This is a genomic window from Flavobacterium branchiophilum NBRC 15030 = ATCC 35035 (assembly GCF_002217205.1).
Lineage (GTDB): Bacteria > Bacteroidota > Bacteroidia > Flavobacteriales > Flavobacteriaceae > Flavobacterium > Flavobacterium branchiophilum.
Genome location: NZ_MUGT01000055.1, coordinates 59039 through 75318 on the forward strand (window position 1 = coordinate 59039; position 16280 = coordinate 75318).

At 32.2% G+C, this 16280-nt stretch carries 12 protein-coding genes; 1 reads left to right on the forward strand and 11 read right to left on the reverse strand.

The window, feature by feature from the left end; translation table 11 throughout:
• Positions 1–2 precede the first annotated feature (2 nt).
• The 10 genes from B0A58_RS08020 to dnaX form a co-directional block, all read right to left on the reverse strand.
• Positions 3–1244 carry a glycosyltransferase family 4 protein gene (locus B0A58_RS08020; RefSeq protein WP_089080625.1) on the reverse strand — a complete coding sequence of 414 codons (1242 nt, stop codon included), beginning with the start codon at positions 1242–1244 and terminating at the stop codon, positions 3–5.
• Positions 1244–3112: an alginate lyase family protein gene (locus B0A58_RS08025; RefSeq protein WP_089080626.1), complete on the reverse strand. Its 1869-nt coding sequence runs from the start codon at positions 3110–3112 to the stop codon at positions 1244–1246. The genes B0A58_RS08020 and B0A58_RS08025 overlap by 1 nt, the downstream gene beginning before the upstream one ends.
• 12 nt (positions 3113–3124) lie before the next feature.
• A complete protein-coding gene (gene wecB / locus B0A58_RS08030) occupies positions 3125–4210 on the reverse strand; it encodes a non-hydrolyzing UDP-N-acetylglucosamine 2-epimerase (protein ID WP_089080627.1) in 1086 nt (361 codons plus the stop codon).
• A gap of 121 nt (positions 4211–4331) precedes the next feature.
• On the reverse strand, positions 4332–4715 hold the full coding sequence (locus B0A58_RS08035; RefSeq protein ID WP_014084107.1) for a RidA family protein: 384 nt from the start codon (positions 4713–4715) through the stop codon (positions 4332–4334).
• 6 nt (positions 4716–4721) lie between these two features.
• Complete coding sequence (locus B0A58_RS08040) at positions 4722–5672, reverse strand: phosphoribosylaminoimidazolesuccinocarboxamide synthase (RefSeq protein ID WP_089080628.1); 951 nt, start codon at positions 5670–5672, stop codon at positions 4722–4724.
• 164 nt (positions 5673–5836) lie between these two features.
• Positions 5837–6586 (reverse strand): hypothetical protein, encoded by a 750-nt coding sequence (locus B0A58_RS08045; protein WP_089080629.1) that lies wholly within the window; start codon positions 6584–6586, stop codon positions 5837–5839.
• Positions 6587–6651: 65 nt separating this feature from the next.
• Entirely contained in the window at positions 6652–8055 is a 1404-nt protein-coding gene (gene lpdA / locus B0A58_RS08050; protein WP_089080630.1) for a dihydrolipoyl dehydrogenase, read from the reverse strand.
• Positions 8056–8218: 163 nt separating this feature from the next.
• Positions 8219–8623 (reverse strand): META domain-containing protein, encoded by a 405-nt coding sequence (locus B0A58_RS08055; protein ID WP_165766314.1) that lies wholly within the window; start codon positions 8621–8623, stop codon positions 8219–8221.
• 45 nt (positions 8624–8668) lie between these two features.
• Positions 8669–9076 carry a DNA polymerase III gene (locus B0A58_RS08060; protein WP_223302248.1) on the reverse strand — a complete coding sequence of 136 codons (408 nt, stop codon included), beginning with the start codon at positions 9074–9076 and terminating at the stop codon, positions 8669–8671.
• 185 nt (positions 9077–9261) lie between these two features.
• Positions 9262–10347, reverse strand: coding sequence for a DNA polymerase III subunit gamma/tau (gene dnaX, locus B0A58_RS08065; protein ID WP_089080632.1), 1086 nt, complete (start codon positions 10345–10347; stop codon positions 9262–9264).
• A 223-nt stretch (positions 10348–10570) separates the two neighbouring features.
• Between dnaX and sppA the strand changes: the two genes are divergently transcribed.
• Complete coding sequence (gene sppA / locus B0A58_RS08070; RefSeq protein WP_089080633.1) at positions 10571–12328, forward strand: signal peptide peptidase SppA; 1758 nt, start codon at positions 10571–10573, stop codon at positions 12326–12328.
• Between the two features lie 115 nt (positions 12329–12443).
• Here sppA and purL read toward each other — a convergent pair whose 3' ends face one another.
• Positions 12444–16151, reverse strand: a complete 3708-nt coding sequence (gene purL / locus B0A58_RS08075; protein ID WP_089080634.1) for a phosphoribosylformylglycinamidine synthase — start codon at positions 16149–16151, stop codon at positions 12444–12446.
• Positions 16152–16280: the final 129 nt, after the last annotated feature.

The following is a 16280-nucleotide window of genomic DNA, read 5'->3' on the forward strand; positions in this document are numbered from 1 at the left end:
CTTTATTTATTAAATATTTTTAATTCAATTAATTGTAAGTACTTTTTAGCTAAAACGTGTCTGTCAAAATTATTTTTAGCATACTCATAACCATTCTCGCCATGTTTTTTTAATATTTCAGGATTTTCTATATAAAACCTTATTTTTGCTTCAAAATCCTTTGGCCTTTCTGGTTCTACAAACAAGCCTGCTTGTGCTTCTTCTACTAACGCTCTTGACACACCATCGATGGCCATCAATATAGGTTTTTTGCAGGCCATATAATCAAATGTTTTGTTTGAATATACAGTTTTAAAAGTTTCCACTCGTTTCAATACAGAAGTCCCTACATCTGAAGCTAATATGTACTTAAATACCAAGGATTTAGGTACAGAGTCTATGAATTTTACATTAATACAATTCATATCTTTTGCTTTCTTTTTCAAACGTTCTTTTTCCATTCCTTGCCCAATCAACAGGAATAAAATATTAGTATCTTCCAATAATTTACCAGTTTCTAATACCTGATCCAAATGATTCGCTACTCCATGAGCCCCAACATAAGTTATCACAAAATGTCCTTCCAGTTGATTGTCTTTTCTAAATTGTGCAACATCAAAAGAGTTTAGTAAACCATCGGACAATGTGAAATCAGCCGCATTTGGTATAAAAATAATTTTTTCGGGATCCACTTTTTTATGTGCTATCAATGTAGTCCTAAATGCAGGAGTCAAAACATTGATAAGTTTTGCTTTTTTGTATAAAAATGCCTCAAGCCAATAGGCTAATTTGATAATCAAACCGTTGGTAACTACTCCTGTATCTATTGCCGATTCTGGCCATAAATCTCTAATTTCAAACACAAAAGGTATTCTTTTTAATCTTGAAAGTAAATAACCACTTATACCTATAAATAAGGGGGGTGAAGTAACTACAATACAATCAAATTTTCCCTTTGTTTTGAATATTCCTGCATATAATGACGAAAAAACAAATGAAAAATAACCCCAAAGCCTTCCTAAAAAATTGGTATTATAACTTTCAGATACATGACATCTAATCACTTGTACTCCTCCTTGTTGTTTTTCAACAAAGTATTTTCCTTTATATTCTGGCATTTTTTCAGACCCATTTGCATGAATCATTCCTGCCAATACGGTTACTTGATGCCCCTGATCTATCCAAACTTTTGACATTTCATTCCATCTTGAACCTCCTGGGTCATTTTCTTCTAAAAAATATTGATGTAATAGTAAAATATTCATTAATTGATTGTTATTTGGGTTTTTATCTCATTTTGAAATTCAAAATAGCATCCTATTTGCTGTTCTTTATGACCATATAATGATGAATAATACGATTCAAAAGATTTTGCATTAACTGTATTTTGTGTATCGTTTGCAATGATTTCAACTAGACTATTTGGAGCTATATTCCAACATTGTTGTGCTATTTTTCCTGTGCAATTTTCTAATCTATCTTCTACTAACCATTTGAATTGTCCTTTGTATTTTGTTACTTTACGAACATGTGTTATTTTAGGATTAATATAAGTAAAAACGCTTATTTTTCCTTCAAAAATATATGAATCTTCTGTTTCTTTAAATGTAAAGTCGAGTGCCTTTGTCCAATAAAACCATATAAATCGACTCCCTTTATACATCTGATTGGCTCCTTCTAGCATAACTGTATTGTGTGATTGTGTACCCATAAAAAAATGCACCCATTTCGGATCGGTATTGTATTTATAAGAACCAGCATCTCGAAAAACATTGACACCATTTTTCCAAATATCCAAATGCAAATTATCTGCCTGAAAGGGCCTATCTTTATAACTACCACACTTAAAAAATGTAAATGAATTTGCTTCTCTAATCAAATAATAGCCGCTAGGTTTAAACAATGTTACTCCATATTTTTGAACTAAAACATCAAATGAATACAAACATTTTGACTTTGTAATAAAGTCTTCTTGCTGGTTTTCAAATAAGTCTTGTCCTGTTAATATTACATGAAGTGTATTGAGTTGCGGCCTATAATCTCTAAACTCGTGAGTTGATAATGGAAAAAATAAGGCACCGTCATTTGACCCGTAGTTTGGCAAATGTCCATTAGATTTTTCTACAAATTGATATAAAAAATTCAAACACGAATAGGCCTTTTCATATACTTTTTTTGAAAAATATTTTTTATGAATATTGGATATTTGAAATCCAAAACTTAATAATTGTATCAAAACCCTATGATAATTCATACTATGCTGTATAAACGCACCATCTTCATATATTTGATAATCAATTTCTTGCTCAAAATAGGTAATACCACGTTGGCACCATTTTTTGGTTTCAGGTATATATGGAAACAGCATATTACTCAAAGCAAGTATCATGGTTTCCGTAATTGCATGGTTATTTCTTACAGCTATTCTAGAAAAATGAATATGTTCATTTACATGATGCAATTGCCAATATACCGCATTTTGTATTTTTTGCCATAATTTTTCTGTTAAATTTGTAGTATCTTTGTAAAAATTCAACACATATAACCAATTCAATAGTCTTAATGAAATTTCCTGACTGCATTTCCAGTTTGGCCCCTGATTTATGGGATTTTGGTCTATCCAACTTTCAATTTCCGAAAAAACAAATGCCGAATGGTCTTCATCAAAATGATAATCATATCGCATTATTGTAAGCAAATAGGTAAATCTGCTTTTTTCCCATACATATTTTATATCACCAATTGCTGCATTAAAATCCTGAATTTTTGTCCAATGATCTTGTATATTGTATTCATATCCCGAATCAGGATTTTTCAACCAATTGTAATCCAATCCTAAATGAATCCATTCATTACTAAAGAATAAAATAGAGCCATTTAAAATATTGAAAGCATTTTCTTTTAATTTTTCATCTCTTATTTTTTTATCTTGAATCGTTTTTCTACATTCAAATATAAATAAGGGCGATTGTTGTCGCCATGTGTCTAGCGATATAAATGATTTCGTTTCAGGGCACACGGGATGTTTTTTTTGCAAAAAACCCGTTCTTTTTTCCAATTCATGCCATATCCGATATCTAGTGTATCGGAACCCCATATTTTTATAAAGCTGTAATGCCAATTGAATGTTCATTAGTTCAAATGGTTACATATTTAATAAAATTTCTACAATTCTTTCTGCTGTTTTACCATCCCATTTTTCTGGAATCGATCCTTTTTTCCATTTTCCAGCATTTAATATTTGTAAGAATGGTCCAATTTTTTTCGGATCTGTTCCCACAAGTTCATTACTACCAACGGTAACTGTTTCTGGACGCTCTGTATTGTCTCGCAATGTCAAACAAGGAATGCCCATCACCGTAGTTTCTTCTGTTATTCCACCAGAATCGGTTATTACAGCCTTAGCATTTTTTACCAAATAATTAAACTCCAAATACCCTAACGGTTCTACATAATGCAAGTTATCATATTGAATACCAATGCCTTCCAAAATTTTTGCCGTTCTTGGATGTACTGGAAAAATAATGGGCAACCCTTCTGAATGTAAAACAATTTCTTGAATCAATTGTTTTAACTTTCCTTCCTCATCCACATTGGCTGGGCGGTGCAAAGTCATCACCAAATACTGCTTGTTTTTCAATTCAAGTGCATCAAAAAAATCAGGTTTTCTTAAATTAGGCATTTGAATCATCAAAGTATCAATCATTGTATTACCTACAAAATAAATATTATTTTCAGCAATACCTGAATTTTTTAAATTATCATTGGCTACTTCCGATGTCGTAAAAAAATAATTTGTTATAGCATCAGTAACCATACGATTTATTTCCTCGGGCATACTCCAATCTCCAGATCGAATACCCGCTTCTACGTGAGCAACTTTAATTTTCATTTTTTGTGCCACAATCGCACATGCCATCGTAGAGGTTACATCTCCTACAACCAAACACAAATCTGAAGGCGAAAACATCAGTAATTTCTCATAACCTATCATTATGGCAGCCGTTTGCTCTGCTTGTGTGCCTCCTCCTGCTCCTAAATTCACATCAGGGTTTGGAATTTGCAATTGCTCAAAAAACGATTCACTCATATTCTTGTCAAAATGCTGTCCTGTATGAATCAACCTAAAGGAAATATCTTTTCCTTCAGATTTTGCTTTTTGAATGGCATGTGTGATAGGTGCAATTTTCATAAAATTAGGTCTTGCACCCGCAATTAAGTCTATTTTCATATAATTCGATTATTTTATTTATAAATTTGGAGCTATTTCCAGCTTTTCGTTTCAATCTTTTAATTTTTTTAAATAAAAAAATTAAAAGGATTTCCACTTCAATCTGGGCTAGGGCAATTTGCTACTTTTGGGCAATGGCAGTAAATTCAATCTCTACCAAATATTCTGGTGCTACAAGTTTGCTTATTTCATAAAATCCAGTTGTAGGTTTTACATCCTTAAAAAAGCTTGCATGGGCACGGGCAACTTCTTCAAAAGTATTAATATTTGTAGTAAATATTCGGGTCCTAATGACATCTTGCATACTCACCTCCAAATCTTGTAATACTACGGCTACTCTTTCTAATATATTCAATGTCTGACTATAAGCATCTGTTGCGGTTACTTTTTCTCCATCTACAATTGCAACTGTTCCAGATACTTCTATAATATTTCCAATCCGTACTGCTCTGCAGTATCCCATTTTATCTTCCCAAGGCGAACCTGTAAGTATATTTTTTCTCATTTCTAATTAATTGTTTGCTAAATAATTCAATACATTTTTCTCAATTCTTGATTGTATGTCAGTAATATCTGCCTTAACAAAACTTTCTCCTAATATATTTTCAAATAATTCTATATATCTATCAGATACAGATTCTATATATTTATCAGTCATTTCAGGAATTTGCTGTCCTTCTTTTCCTTGAAAACCATTTTCAATCAACCATCTTCTTACAAATTCTTTTGACAATTGCTTTTGTTCCTCGCCTCTTGCTTGTCTTTCTTCATAGCCTTCTGAATAAAAATACCTGCTCGAATCGGGTGTGTGTATTTCATCAATCAACACAATTTTTCCCTCTTTTGTTTTTCCAAATTCATATTTGGTATCTACCAAAATCAACCCTCTCGATGCCGCAATCGCAGTACCTCTTTCAAATAATGCTCGGGTATATTGCTCTAAAATGATATAATCTTCTTCAGAAACTAATTGTTGTTCTAAAATAGATTCTCTTGATATATCTTCATCATGCGACCCGTTATCTGCTTTTGTTGTTGGTGTTATTATTGGACTAGGAAAACGATCATTTTCTCGCATGCCCTCTGGCATTTCTACACCACATAATATTCTTTTTCCTTCAGAATAGGTTCGTGCTGCATGACCTGATAAATAACCTCTAATTACCATTTCTACTTTAAATGGTTCACACAAATGTCCGATTGCTACATTAGGATCTGGTGTGGCAAGTAACCAATTTGGAACTATATCCGCTGTCATTTCCATAAATTTTGTAGCTATTTGATTCAATATTTGTCCTTTATATGGAATTCCTTTTGGCAAAACTACATCAAAGGCAGACAATCTGTCCGTAGCAATCATCACCAATAAATCATCATTTATTTGATAAACTTCTCGCACTTTGCCTCTGTAAATTGATTTTTGGTTCGGAAAATGGAATTGAGTAGTAGTAATTGTATTCATTTGTCAATGTGTTGTATTTTTTGCAAAAATAATAAATTTAATAACTAATTTCGTTTTTTCAAAAAGTATTTATTGCTATCTTTTTTTGATGTAAATTACAAATAACATTATTTAGTATAATATAAAAGCATAAAAAAATTAATTATTAATATGATTAATAGATTTTAATTTTGATTTTTAAAATATAAAATCTTATGTTTATTTAATATTAACTTACTTTTGAATCTTATTAATTTTGGAAGTTTATTCCAATTAAAATCTGATTCCGTTTTGTATGTTTCACCTTCATTTCCGGCAGGATAGTAAGCTGTAGTCTTTGATTTTATTAATTTAGTTTGGTTTTTCGTATCAAATGTATATATTATTTGTTTAAAAGGCTTGGCATCTAATCCATCACTTTCACACATATAGGATAAATAAAATTCTGGCATTCCATCTTGATTTTCGTCACTTATACTACAATTTGAATAATCAAATTCAGGCCAAAAAACTTCATTGCCAAAATCTTGAAATGTTATTTTTTTTAATAAAACATTGTTTTTATTTTCTATTATAAAGGCATACAAATTGTGCTCAGAAATTGTAAAAGGTTCATTATAATATTTTTCAACTACTCCGTAATTACCATTTTTTTGAATACCATATACATCACTAAAATTACCCCCATAATTTGATAATTTACGAATGTTTTTTTTAAAAATAAAATCAAATACTTTATTATTCATTTCACAATGAATTATCATGGTAGTTTTTCCATATAATAATTTATCATATTCAAATTCTAAATAAGAATTTTCCTTCTTAAATTTTAGTGAATCTTTTGGATAATAATATTTTATTGAATTGGGTTGGATTTGAGAAAAACACCAAATAAACTTAGTGAAAAATAGTAAAATTACAAATAAAAATCTCATTATAAAACCATTTAATAAAAAAACCTCCCGTTTTCATAATGGGAGGTTTTAATTTTTTATTATTATTAAACATGCAAAGCCCTATTTTCTGTTGCTGCTAATGCGGCCTCTTTTATTGCTTCTGCAAATGTGGGATGGGCATGACTCATTCTCGAAATATCTTCGGCAGAAGCTCTATATTCCATGGCAGTTACTGCTTCAGCAATCAAATCTGCTGCTCTTGCTCCAATGATATGGATCCCCAAAACTTCGTCTGTTTTGGCATCTGCTAATATTTTTACAAAACCATCCAAATCGGCACTTGCTCTTGCTCTTCCTAATGCTTTAAATGGAAAACTTCCAGACTTAAATGCAATGCCAGCTTCCTTCAATTGCTCTTCTGTTTTTCCTACAGCCGCAACTTCTGGCCAAGTATATACAACTCCTGGAATTAAATTATAATCGATATGGGGTTTTTGTCCCGCCAAAATTTCGGCTACTAAAACACCTTCTTCTTCTGCTTTATGGGCCAACATGGCTCCTCTAACTACATCGCCAATAGCGTAAATGTTTGGAATATTTGTTTGTAAATGATCATTTACCTCAATTTGACCTCTGTCTGAAATTTTTACACCTGCATTTGCAGCATTTAATCCATCAGTATAAGGTCTTCTACCAACAGAAACTAAGGAATAATCACCCTCTAATGTAATCATGTCTCCTTTAGCATTTTCTGCCTGTACCACTACACCCTCTCCACTTCTTTCAACAGATTTGACTTTATGAGAGGTATAAAATTTCATACCTTGTTTTTTCAAAACTTTGGTCAATTCTTTTGAAAGGGCTGCATCCATCCCAGGAATAATTCTATCAAGATACTCAACTACAGATACTTGTGCACCTAATCTTAAATAAACTTGTCCAAGTTCAATACCAATAACCCCACCTCCAATTACAACCAAGTGTTTAGGTACTTCTTTTAATTTTAATGCCTCTGTTGATGTAATGATTCTTTCTTTATCAATTTTGATAAATGGTAAATTAGATGGTTTTGAACCAGTTGCTATAATTACATTTTTGGTCGAAAGGGTTTCTGTTGTACCATCTGCTTTAGCAATGGCAATCGTATTGGCATCTATAAACGAACCAAGTCCTTCAAAAACTGTAATTTTATTTTTATCCATTAAAAATTTAACTCCTCCCGATGTTTGATCTACAACGGCTTGTTTTCTGGCAATCATTTTTTCTAAATTGAACGCAATGTCGCCACTAATTTCAATGCCATGATCGGCCAAATGGGCCAAATCGCTATAATGATGCGATGATGAAAGCAATGCTTTTGATGGAATACATCCTACGTTCAAACATGTACCCCCTAAGGTACTGTATTTTTCGATGATTGCTGTTTTAAATCCTAATTGTGCACAGCGTATTGCTGACACATATCCTCCAGGCCCTGAACCTATTACGACTACGTCAAATGAACTCATAGTTTTATTTTTTTTTATGCTTACAAAAGTACAAATTATTTTTTTTTAACAAATATTTTTTTTGTTATTTTTTAATTAAAAACAAATGATTTTGTAATTTTGTTAAATTTTATCTAATGTTTAGTCTTTTTTCTTGCATATAATTATAGAATCATACCCAATTTTAATCCCATGCGGCTTCAATAAATTTCATTTCTTCATTTTTACTATTTGTAAGAATTAAAAAATGACCTTCTATTTTATATTTTGTAAAAGTTTTTAATTTTTTACAAAAAGCGTTTTCTAATGCAATATCCATACACATTTTTTTGGTGCTTATCACATCAGAAAATTGTATGTTCTTATCGTTTTTAATTTTAAAACTAAAATGTAAATCGTTGCAACCCATTTGAGCCGAACCAGAATTGGAGTCATTTATTCGTATTTGTGCTTCATTTTGTACCAGTTGATCTTTGCTAAATTTTTCAAATTTGACTAGCATCCACACATTTTTGAGTTTTTCTAAATTATTTTTTTGAGTTTGACCAAAGAATGTCATTGGAAACAAAATAAGTAATAATGGTAACATGTATTTTTTCATTTGTTGTACGATATAATGATTATAATAATTAATTTAAAAATCCAAATCAAATGTTTTTTTCAGTAATTCGATACTGGGATTGATTTCTTTCAATCGATTGTATTTATCAATTGGCGTAAATGCAAATTTTGTTTCAACATTTTCATTAACATTTACTTGAATTGTAATTTCATGATTATGCAAATGACCTCTTAAATATCCTAATAACCCATTTTTTTCAGTTTCAAAATCAATTTTTGATCCTTCATTAGCAAGCTCCAATGTAATAGTTGTGCCATCTAAAATAGGATTATTCATAATCAATAATGATTCCATGATTTTATACCCTTTTTGTCCTAATCTTTCAGCATATTTGTTCCAATACAATCGCATTTCTGTTTCTGTAAAAGGCTCTTTTGGCAAATGTGTAGGATCATGTTGCACTGTTGCAGCTTGTTGCATTAACTCTTTTTTAGCTTTGATGCTCGACAAAGAAAATGCAGAAACCTTTGGTTCATTTGGCTTAAAATCAGGTTCTTTTGGCTTTACAGTTTGTTGATTTGTCTCAAAATTTTGGCTTGGTGTTTTTGGTACGGTTTTGTCTTCAACAATAGTATAAGCTACTTTTTTAAAGTAGGTTGCTGGAATTATGAAGGATTCAACTTTTTTTTTTCTCCATCAAAATCGATAGAGGCCAATTGCATTAAGCATAATTCTGCCAATAACCTTTGATTTTGTGAGGATTTATATTTCAAATCACAATCATTTGCCAAATCTATAGCTTTTAATAAAAATGCTTGATGGGTTTTTTGTGCCTGTGTGCCATACATTTTTTGGGCTTGTTCGCCTGCTTCTAATAATATTAATGTAGCTGGAGTTTGAGCCACTAATAAATCTCTAAAATGTGAGGCCAAACCAGCTATAAAATGATGTCCATCAAACCCTTTTGACAATATGTCGTTGTATGCAACTAATATTTCGGGTATTTTTCTGTCTAATATTAAATCGGTTATGCCAATATAAGTTTCGTAATCTAAAACATTTAAGTTTTCTGTAACCGCCTGTCTTGTTAGGTTTTTTCCACAAAATGAAACAACTCTGTCAAAAATAGACAAGGCATCTCTCATAGCACCGTCTGCTTTTTGTGCAATAATGTGTAAAGCATCATCTTCAAAAGTAATCCCTTGATTTTCTGCTACTTCTGCTAAATGTTCTTTTGCATCTTTTACCGTAATTCGTTTAAAATCAAATATTTGACAACGAGATAATATTGTAGGTAAAATTTTATGTTTTTCAGTTGTTGCTAGTATAAATATTGCATGACTTGGCGGTTCTTCTAATGTTTTTAAAAAAGCATTAAATGCTGCTGACGAAAGCATGTGTACCTCGTCTATAATATAAACCTTATATTTTCCTGTTTGAGGTGGTATGCGAACTTGCTCTATCAAATTTCTTATGTCATCAACAGAGTTGTTGGAGGCCGCATCTAATTCAAAAACATTAAATGCAAAATCCTCCATTGGGTCGTCATAGCCTGGTTGGTTTATTTTTCTGGCTAAAATCCTTGCACACGTGGTTTTACCTACACCCCTTGGACCCGTAAATAATAGTGCCGATGCTAAATGATTTGTTTCTATTGCATTGAGCAATGTATTTGTAATCGCTTTTTGACCAACAACATCTTTAAATGTTTGTGGACGGTATTTTCTAGCTGATACAACAAATTGCTCCATTTGATTTTATATTTTTGATTTGACAAATGTAATTGTAAATTTTTATATTTCAAAAAAAAATTATTCTTTTTAAAAAAGCTAAATGCAACTAATAAATGCAACTTTTTAGGTTTTTCAATTAAAATTAAATCCCTATTTTTCAAAAAATTAGTATATGTTGTAACAATTTATTATCTTTACGACTTACAAATAAAATTAATAGTTAATTTAATATATTTAGAATATGAAATTTTTAGGCAATGTATTATCCACGGTTGTTGGTATTTTTGTTTTTTTGATGGTAAGTTTTTTTGGAATCATCATTTTAGGTTTGATTTTTGGCGGTGGCGATGATGCCGCATCTGTTAAAAAAGATAGCGTTTTAGAATTAAATTTATCCGAAATTACCGAAGATTATGCTGGAAAAACCAATTATAAAGATATTAATTATTTTGAAGCCAAGCACGATGGTTTAATTGATATTTTAAATGCCATCGACTATGCAAAAACAGACGAAAATATTAAAGGTATTTCTATTTTGAATAACTATTCGATGTTAGGAATTGCTCAAACAAAAGCTTTGAGAGATGCTTTGGAAGATTTTAAAAAATCAGGAAAATTTGTTTTGGCTTATTCTGACGGGTTTTCTCAAAAAGAATATTATTTAAATTCGGTGGCCAACACCATCTATTTGAATCCCGTTGGCGATTTAGATTTTAAAGGTCTTTCTGCTCAATATTTATTTTTTAAAGATTTTCAAGATAAAACGGGCCTCAAAATGGAGGTGATCAGACACGGTAAATTCAAATCGGCTGTTGAACCGTTTTTAGAAAATAAAATGAGCGACGCTAATAAAGAACAAACTTCGGCTTTATTAACTTCTTTATGGAATTCAATTGTAAATGATATAGCAATTAGTAGAAAAATTCCTGTTCAAACTTTGAATGAAATAGCAAACGGACTTTTAGCTAGAACACCACAAATGGCAAAAAATGTTCACTTGATTGATAAAATCGCTTATGAAGATGAATACCATAACGACATTAAAACATTATTAAAAATTGATAAAAAAGAGGACTATAATGTTATAAGCATCAGTGATTATTCTAATAATGTTGCTACTACCGCTTCAGGAGTTTTAAAAACAGATAAAATTGCCGTGATTTATGCACAAGGCGAAATCAATGGTGGTGAAGGAGATGTAAACATTATTGGCGAAGGGGCTATGAGACGTTCCTTGCAAGATGCTCGTAAAGATGAAAATATCAAAGCTATAGTGTTGAGAGTCAATTCGCCAGGAGGAAGTGCTTTAACTTCTGAATTGATTTGGAGAGAAATTGAAATTACAAAAAAAGTTAAACCCGTAGTGGTTTCAATGGGAAATTATGCTGCCTCAGGTGGTTATTATATTTCTTGTAATGCTAATAGAATTTTTGCCGAAGCCAATACCATTACGGGTTCTATTGGTGTTTTTGGAATGTTGCCTAATTTTAATGAAGCTGCAAATAGATATGGAATTCATGCTGATCAAGTTAAAACTCACGAAAATGCTTCTAGTTATAGTCCATTTGTTCCATTAGATGATAAATATAGAGCATTTACATTAGAAGGAGTCGAAAATATTTATAATGTTTTTTTACAAAGGGTTTCAAAAGGACGTAAATTAACCATAGCTCAAGTAGATGCAATTGGTCAAGGTAGGGTTTGGAGCGGTGCCGATGCTAAAAAAATTGGTCTTGTAGATGACATTGGTGGACTTGATGCGGCCATTCAATATGCTGCTAAAATTACAAATACAAAAGATTATGGAACCGTAAATTTTCCTGAATACGAAAAAGATTTTAAAGATATGTTTAAAAATTTACCTTTTGCTTCTACAAAAACGGAATTGATAAAAGAAGAAATTGGTAATGAAAATTATCAAATATTACAAAAAATCAAACAACTTAAAGCACGACAAGGAGTTCAAGCCATATTGCCTTACGAATTAGAAATTAAATAGTTGACTTGTTATTACATTTGTTTTTTTGAAAATGGCATTCAATTAATGGCATTTTCGCAAATAAAAAGGCTGTCCAAAATAAATGGACAGCCTTTTTTATCTTAATTTTTTAATATTATTTCTGATTTTCAATCCATTTTCTGGCATTCACAAAGGCTTCTAACCAAGGTGAAACTTCATCCTTTTGATTTCTGTCAGGGTAATTTGCCCAATTCCATGGGAATGTTGAACGCTCAATATGTGGCATCATTACTAAATGTCTTCCTGTAGTGTCGCATAACATGGCAGTGTTGTAATCCGAACCATTTGGATTGGCAGGATAGCCTTCGTAGCCGTATTTTGCGACAATATTATATTGATTTTCAGGCATTGGCAAATTGAATTTCCCTTCACCATGTGAAATCCAAACCCCTAAAGTGGCACCCTCTAATGAAGAAAGCATCACCGAGTTGTTTTTCTGAATTTTAACCGAAGTAAAGCCACTTTCGTGTTTGTTAGAATCGTTGTGTTTCATTTTTCCATGCACTTCATGCTCTGGATTGATGAGTTCCAATTCCATCATCAATTGGCAGCCGTTACAAATTCCAACAGAAAGGGTATCTTCTCTTTTAAAGAAATTTTTCAAAGCCGTGTTTGCTTTTTCATTGTATAAAAAGGCACCTGCCCAACCTTTTGCACTTCCTAAAACATCAGAATTTGAAAATCCACCCACAGCACCAATAAATTGAATGTCTTCTAAAGTTTCTCTTCCCGAAATTAAATCGGTCATGTGAACGTCTTTTACATCAAAACCAGCTAAGAACATTGCATTTGCCATTTCCCGTTCAGAATTACTTCCTTTTTCACGAATAATGGCTGCTTTTGGTCTTGCACCAGAAGGAATTACAGGTAATTTACCATCAAATTGCGATGGAAATGTAAATTGTAATGCTTGTTTATCAAAATTCTCAAAGCGTTCTTTTGCTTTGCCATTTTTAGTTTGTTTTTGGTCTAATAAATAAGAGGTTTCAAACCAAGTTTTTCGATAGGATACAACATCTAAACTCCAAGTTCCAAATTCTAATTTTCCAGAATTTGTAACTTCACCAAGATTGAAAAATGCTATTTGATTTTCATTCAAATAAGATTCAAATTCTTCATTATTAACAGGTTGAACGACAACGCCGATGTTTTCTGAAAATAATATTTTGACTAAATCTTTTTCTTCAAAACAATCAAAACTTAATTTCATTCCCGTTTCCTCAAAGTTTGAGGTTCCCCCTTCGGGGGTTAGGGGGCTGAAACATAATTCTAATAAAGTGGTAATCAAACCACCACTTCCAATATCGTGTCCGGCTTTAATTTTTCTGGCTTTTATTAAATCTTGTAAGGTGTTGAATGCTTTTTTGAAAAACGTAGCATCTTTTATAGTTGACGTTTCATTTCCAACTTTATTTTGCGTTTGATAAAATGAAGAACCTCCTAATTTAAAAGTATCTTGTGATAAATTGATGTAGTAAATGTTTCCGCCATTTCTTTGTAAAACTGGTTCCACTACTTTAGTAATATTAGAACAATTTCCAGCTGCCGAAATAATAACCGTTCCTGGTGCAATTACTTCGTCATTCGGGTATTTTTGTTTCATGGATAAGGAATCTTTTCCTGTTGGAATATTGATTCCCAATTCGATAGCAAAATCCGAACATCCTTTTACTGCTTGATACAAACGGGCATCTTCACCTTCGTTTTTACACGCCCACATCCAGTTTGCAGATAGGGAAACCGAAGCTAAACCATCTTTTAATGGTGCCCAAACTAAATTTGATAACGATTCTGCAATGGCATTTCTACTTCCTGCTACAGGATCAATCAAAGCAGAAATAGGAGCGTGCCCAATAGAAGTAGCAATTCCTTCTTTTCCTTTATAATCCAAAGCCATTACTCCTACATTATTTAAAGGCAATTGCAAAGGACCTGCACATTGTTGTTTGGCTACTTTTCCACCCACACAACGATCTACTTTATTGGTTAACCAATCTTTACAAGCTACGGCTTCTAATTTTAATACTTGTTCAATATAAGTATATAAAGAAGTGTTGTTTATTTTATCTAAAACTAGACTACAGTCTATTTTACTGTAATTTCTATTAACCGTGTTATCAGTCATTATGGTTTTTGGCGAACTTCCAAAGAAATCTTCCAAGGCATAATCCATTGGTTTTTCGCCTGTCGATTTGGATTCAAATGTAAAGCGATGGTCGTTGGTTACATCCCCCACTTCATACATTGGCGAACGTTCTCTATCGGCAATGCGTTGTAAGGTTTCGATGTCTTTTTGCCCAATAACCAATCCCATTCGTTCTTGCGATTCGTTTCCAATGATTTCTTTTGCAGAAAGCGTAGGGTCGCCTACAGGTAATTTATCTAAATCGATTAAACCTCCTGTTTCTTCTACCAATTCCGACAAACAATTTAAGTGTCCACCGGCACCGTGGTCGTGAATAGAAACTATCGGGTTGTTATCGCTTTCTACCAATCCACGAATGGCATTGGCAGCACGTTTTTGCATTTCTGGATTGGAACGTTGGATCGCATTTAGTTCAATTCCAGAACCAAAAGCACCAGTATCTGCTGAAGAAACGGCTGCTCCGCCCATTCCAATTCTATAATTTTCTCCACCCAAAATGACAATTTTATCACCTGCTGTTGGTTTCTTTTTTATCGCTTGGTCTAATTTTCCATACCCAATGCCACCTGCTTGCATGATTACTTTATCGTAGCCTAATTTGCGAGCTGCTTCTTCGTGTTCAAAAGTTAAAATAGAACCTGTAATTAACGGTTGCCCAAATTTATTTCCAAAATCGGATGCACCGTTTGAGGCTTTAATTAAAATATCCATTGGTGTTTGGTACAACCAATCTCTTTCTTTCATGTCTTTTTCCCAAGGACGTTCTTCATTTAAACGGGAATAAGAGGTCATGTAAACTGCTGTTCCTGCTAAAGGTAACGAACCTTGTCCACCAGCTAAACGATCCCGAATTTCACCTCCCGAACCCGTAGCTGCACCGTTGAAAGGCTCAACAGTTGTTGGGAAATTATGTGTTTCTGCCTTTAAGGATAGTACCGAATCAAATTCTTTTTCTTCGTAAAAATCGGGTTTGTCGGCACTTTTTGGTGCAAATTGGGTTACTTTTGGCCCTTTTACAAAAGCTACATTGTCTTTATAAGCCGAAACGATATCATTTGGGTTTGTTTCCGATGTTTTTTTGATTAATTTGAATAAAGATGTCGGTTGTTCTTCACCATCAATAATAAAAGTTCCATTGAAAATTTTATGACGGCAGTGTTCTGAATTGGCTTGAGAAAAGGCAAAAATTTCAGAATCGGTTAGTTTTCTACCTAATTTAGTAGAAAGATTGTTTAAATAATCGACTTCTTCAGCGCTTAATGCTAAACCTTCTGTTTTGTTGTACGATGCAATATCGTCAATTTCTAAAATAGGTTCAGGTTGAATATTGATGGTATAAATTTCTTGATTTAATGCTACATATTTTTGAAACAACATTGGATCAAAATCTTGAAAATCTGAACTTACTTTTTCAAATTCTTCAATTCTGATAATTCCTGAAATACCCATATTTTGAGTAATCTCAACGGCATTAGTACTCCAAGGCGTAATCATTGCGGCACGAGGACCAACAAAAAAATCCGCAAGTACGGATTTTTCTATTTTATGTGCGTTGCCAAAAAGCCAGTTTAATTTGTTGCAATCTTCTGTCGATAAGTTTGTTTGCGTTTGAACCGCAAAAACTGTAGCTGTTTCGTTACCGAAAAATGTAATCATGGTGCTGAATTTAGTTGTGTTGGCAAAATTAGTATTTTACAATTCAAAACACAAAAACTTTATGATTTAAAATACATTTTATTTGTAAAGTTTACCAAATAACAAAGATTTGATTTTTTTTTTTGTAAT

What these genes read in the sequence shown, in the direction of transcription:
- B0A58_RS08020 (WP_089080625.1), bottom strand. Translation starts at nt 1,244, where the DNA reads ATGAATATTTTACTATTACATCAATATTTTTTAGAAGAAAATGACCCA.
- B0A58_RS08025 (WP_089080626.1), bottom strand. Translation starts at nt 3,112, where the DNA reads ATGAACATTCAATTGGCATTACAGCTTTATAAAAATATGGGGTTCCGA.
- wecB (WP_089080627.1), bottom strand. Translation starts at nt 4,210, where the DNA reads ATGAAAATAGACTTAATTGCGGGTGCAAGACCTAATTTTATGAAAATT.
- B0A58_RS08035 (WP_014084107.1), bottom strand. Translation starts at nt 4,715, where the DNA reads ATGAGAAAAAATATACTTACAGGTTCGCCTTGGGAAGATAAAATGGGA.
- B0A58_RS08040 (WP_089080628.1), bottom strand. Translation starts at nt 5,672, where the DNA reads ATGAATACAATTACTACTACTCAATTCCATTTTCCGAACCAAAAATCA.
- B0A58_RS08045 (WP_089080629.1), bottom strand. Translation starts at nt 6,586, where the DNA reads ATGAGATTTTTATTTGTAATTTTACTATTTTTCACTAAGTTTATTTGG.
- lpdA (WP_089080630.1), bottom strand. Translation starts at nt 8,055, where the DNA reads ATGAGTTCATTTGACGTAGTCGTAATAGGTTCAGGGCCTGGAGGATAT.
- B0A58_RS08055 (WP_165766314.1), bottom strand. Translation starts at nt 8,623, where the DNA reads ATGTTACCATTATTACTTATTTTGTTTCCAATGACATTCTTTGGTCAA.
- B0A58_RS08060 (WP_223302248.1), bottom strand. Translation starts at nt 9,076, where the DNA reads ATGCAACAAGCTGCAACAGTGCAACATGATCCTACACATTTGCCAAAA.
- dnaX (WP_089080632.1), bottom strand. Translation starts at nt 10,347, where the DNA reads ATGGAGCAATTTGTTGTATCAGCTAGAAAATACCGTCCACAAACATTT.
- sppA (WP_089080633.1), top strand. Translation starts at nt 10,571, where the DNA reads ATGAAATTTTTAGGCAATGTATTATCCACGGTTGTTGGTATTTTTGTT.
- purL (WP_089080634.1), bottom strand. Translation starts at nt 16,151, where the DNA reads ATGATTACATTTTTCGGTAACGAAACAGCTACAGTTTTTGCGGTTCAA.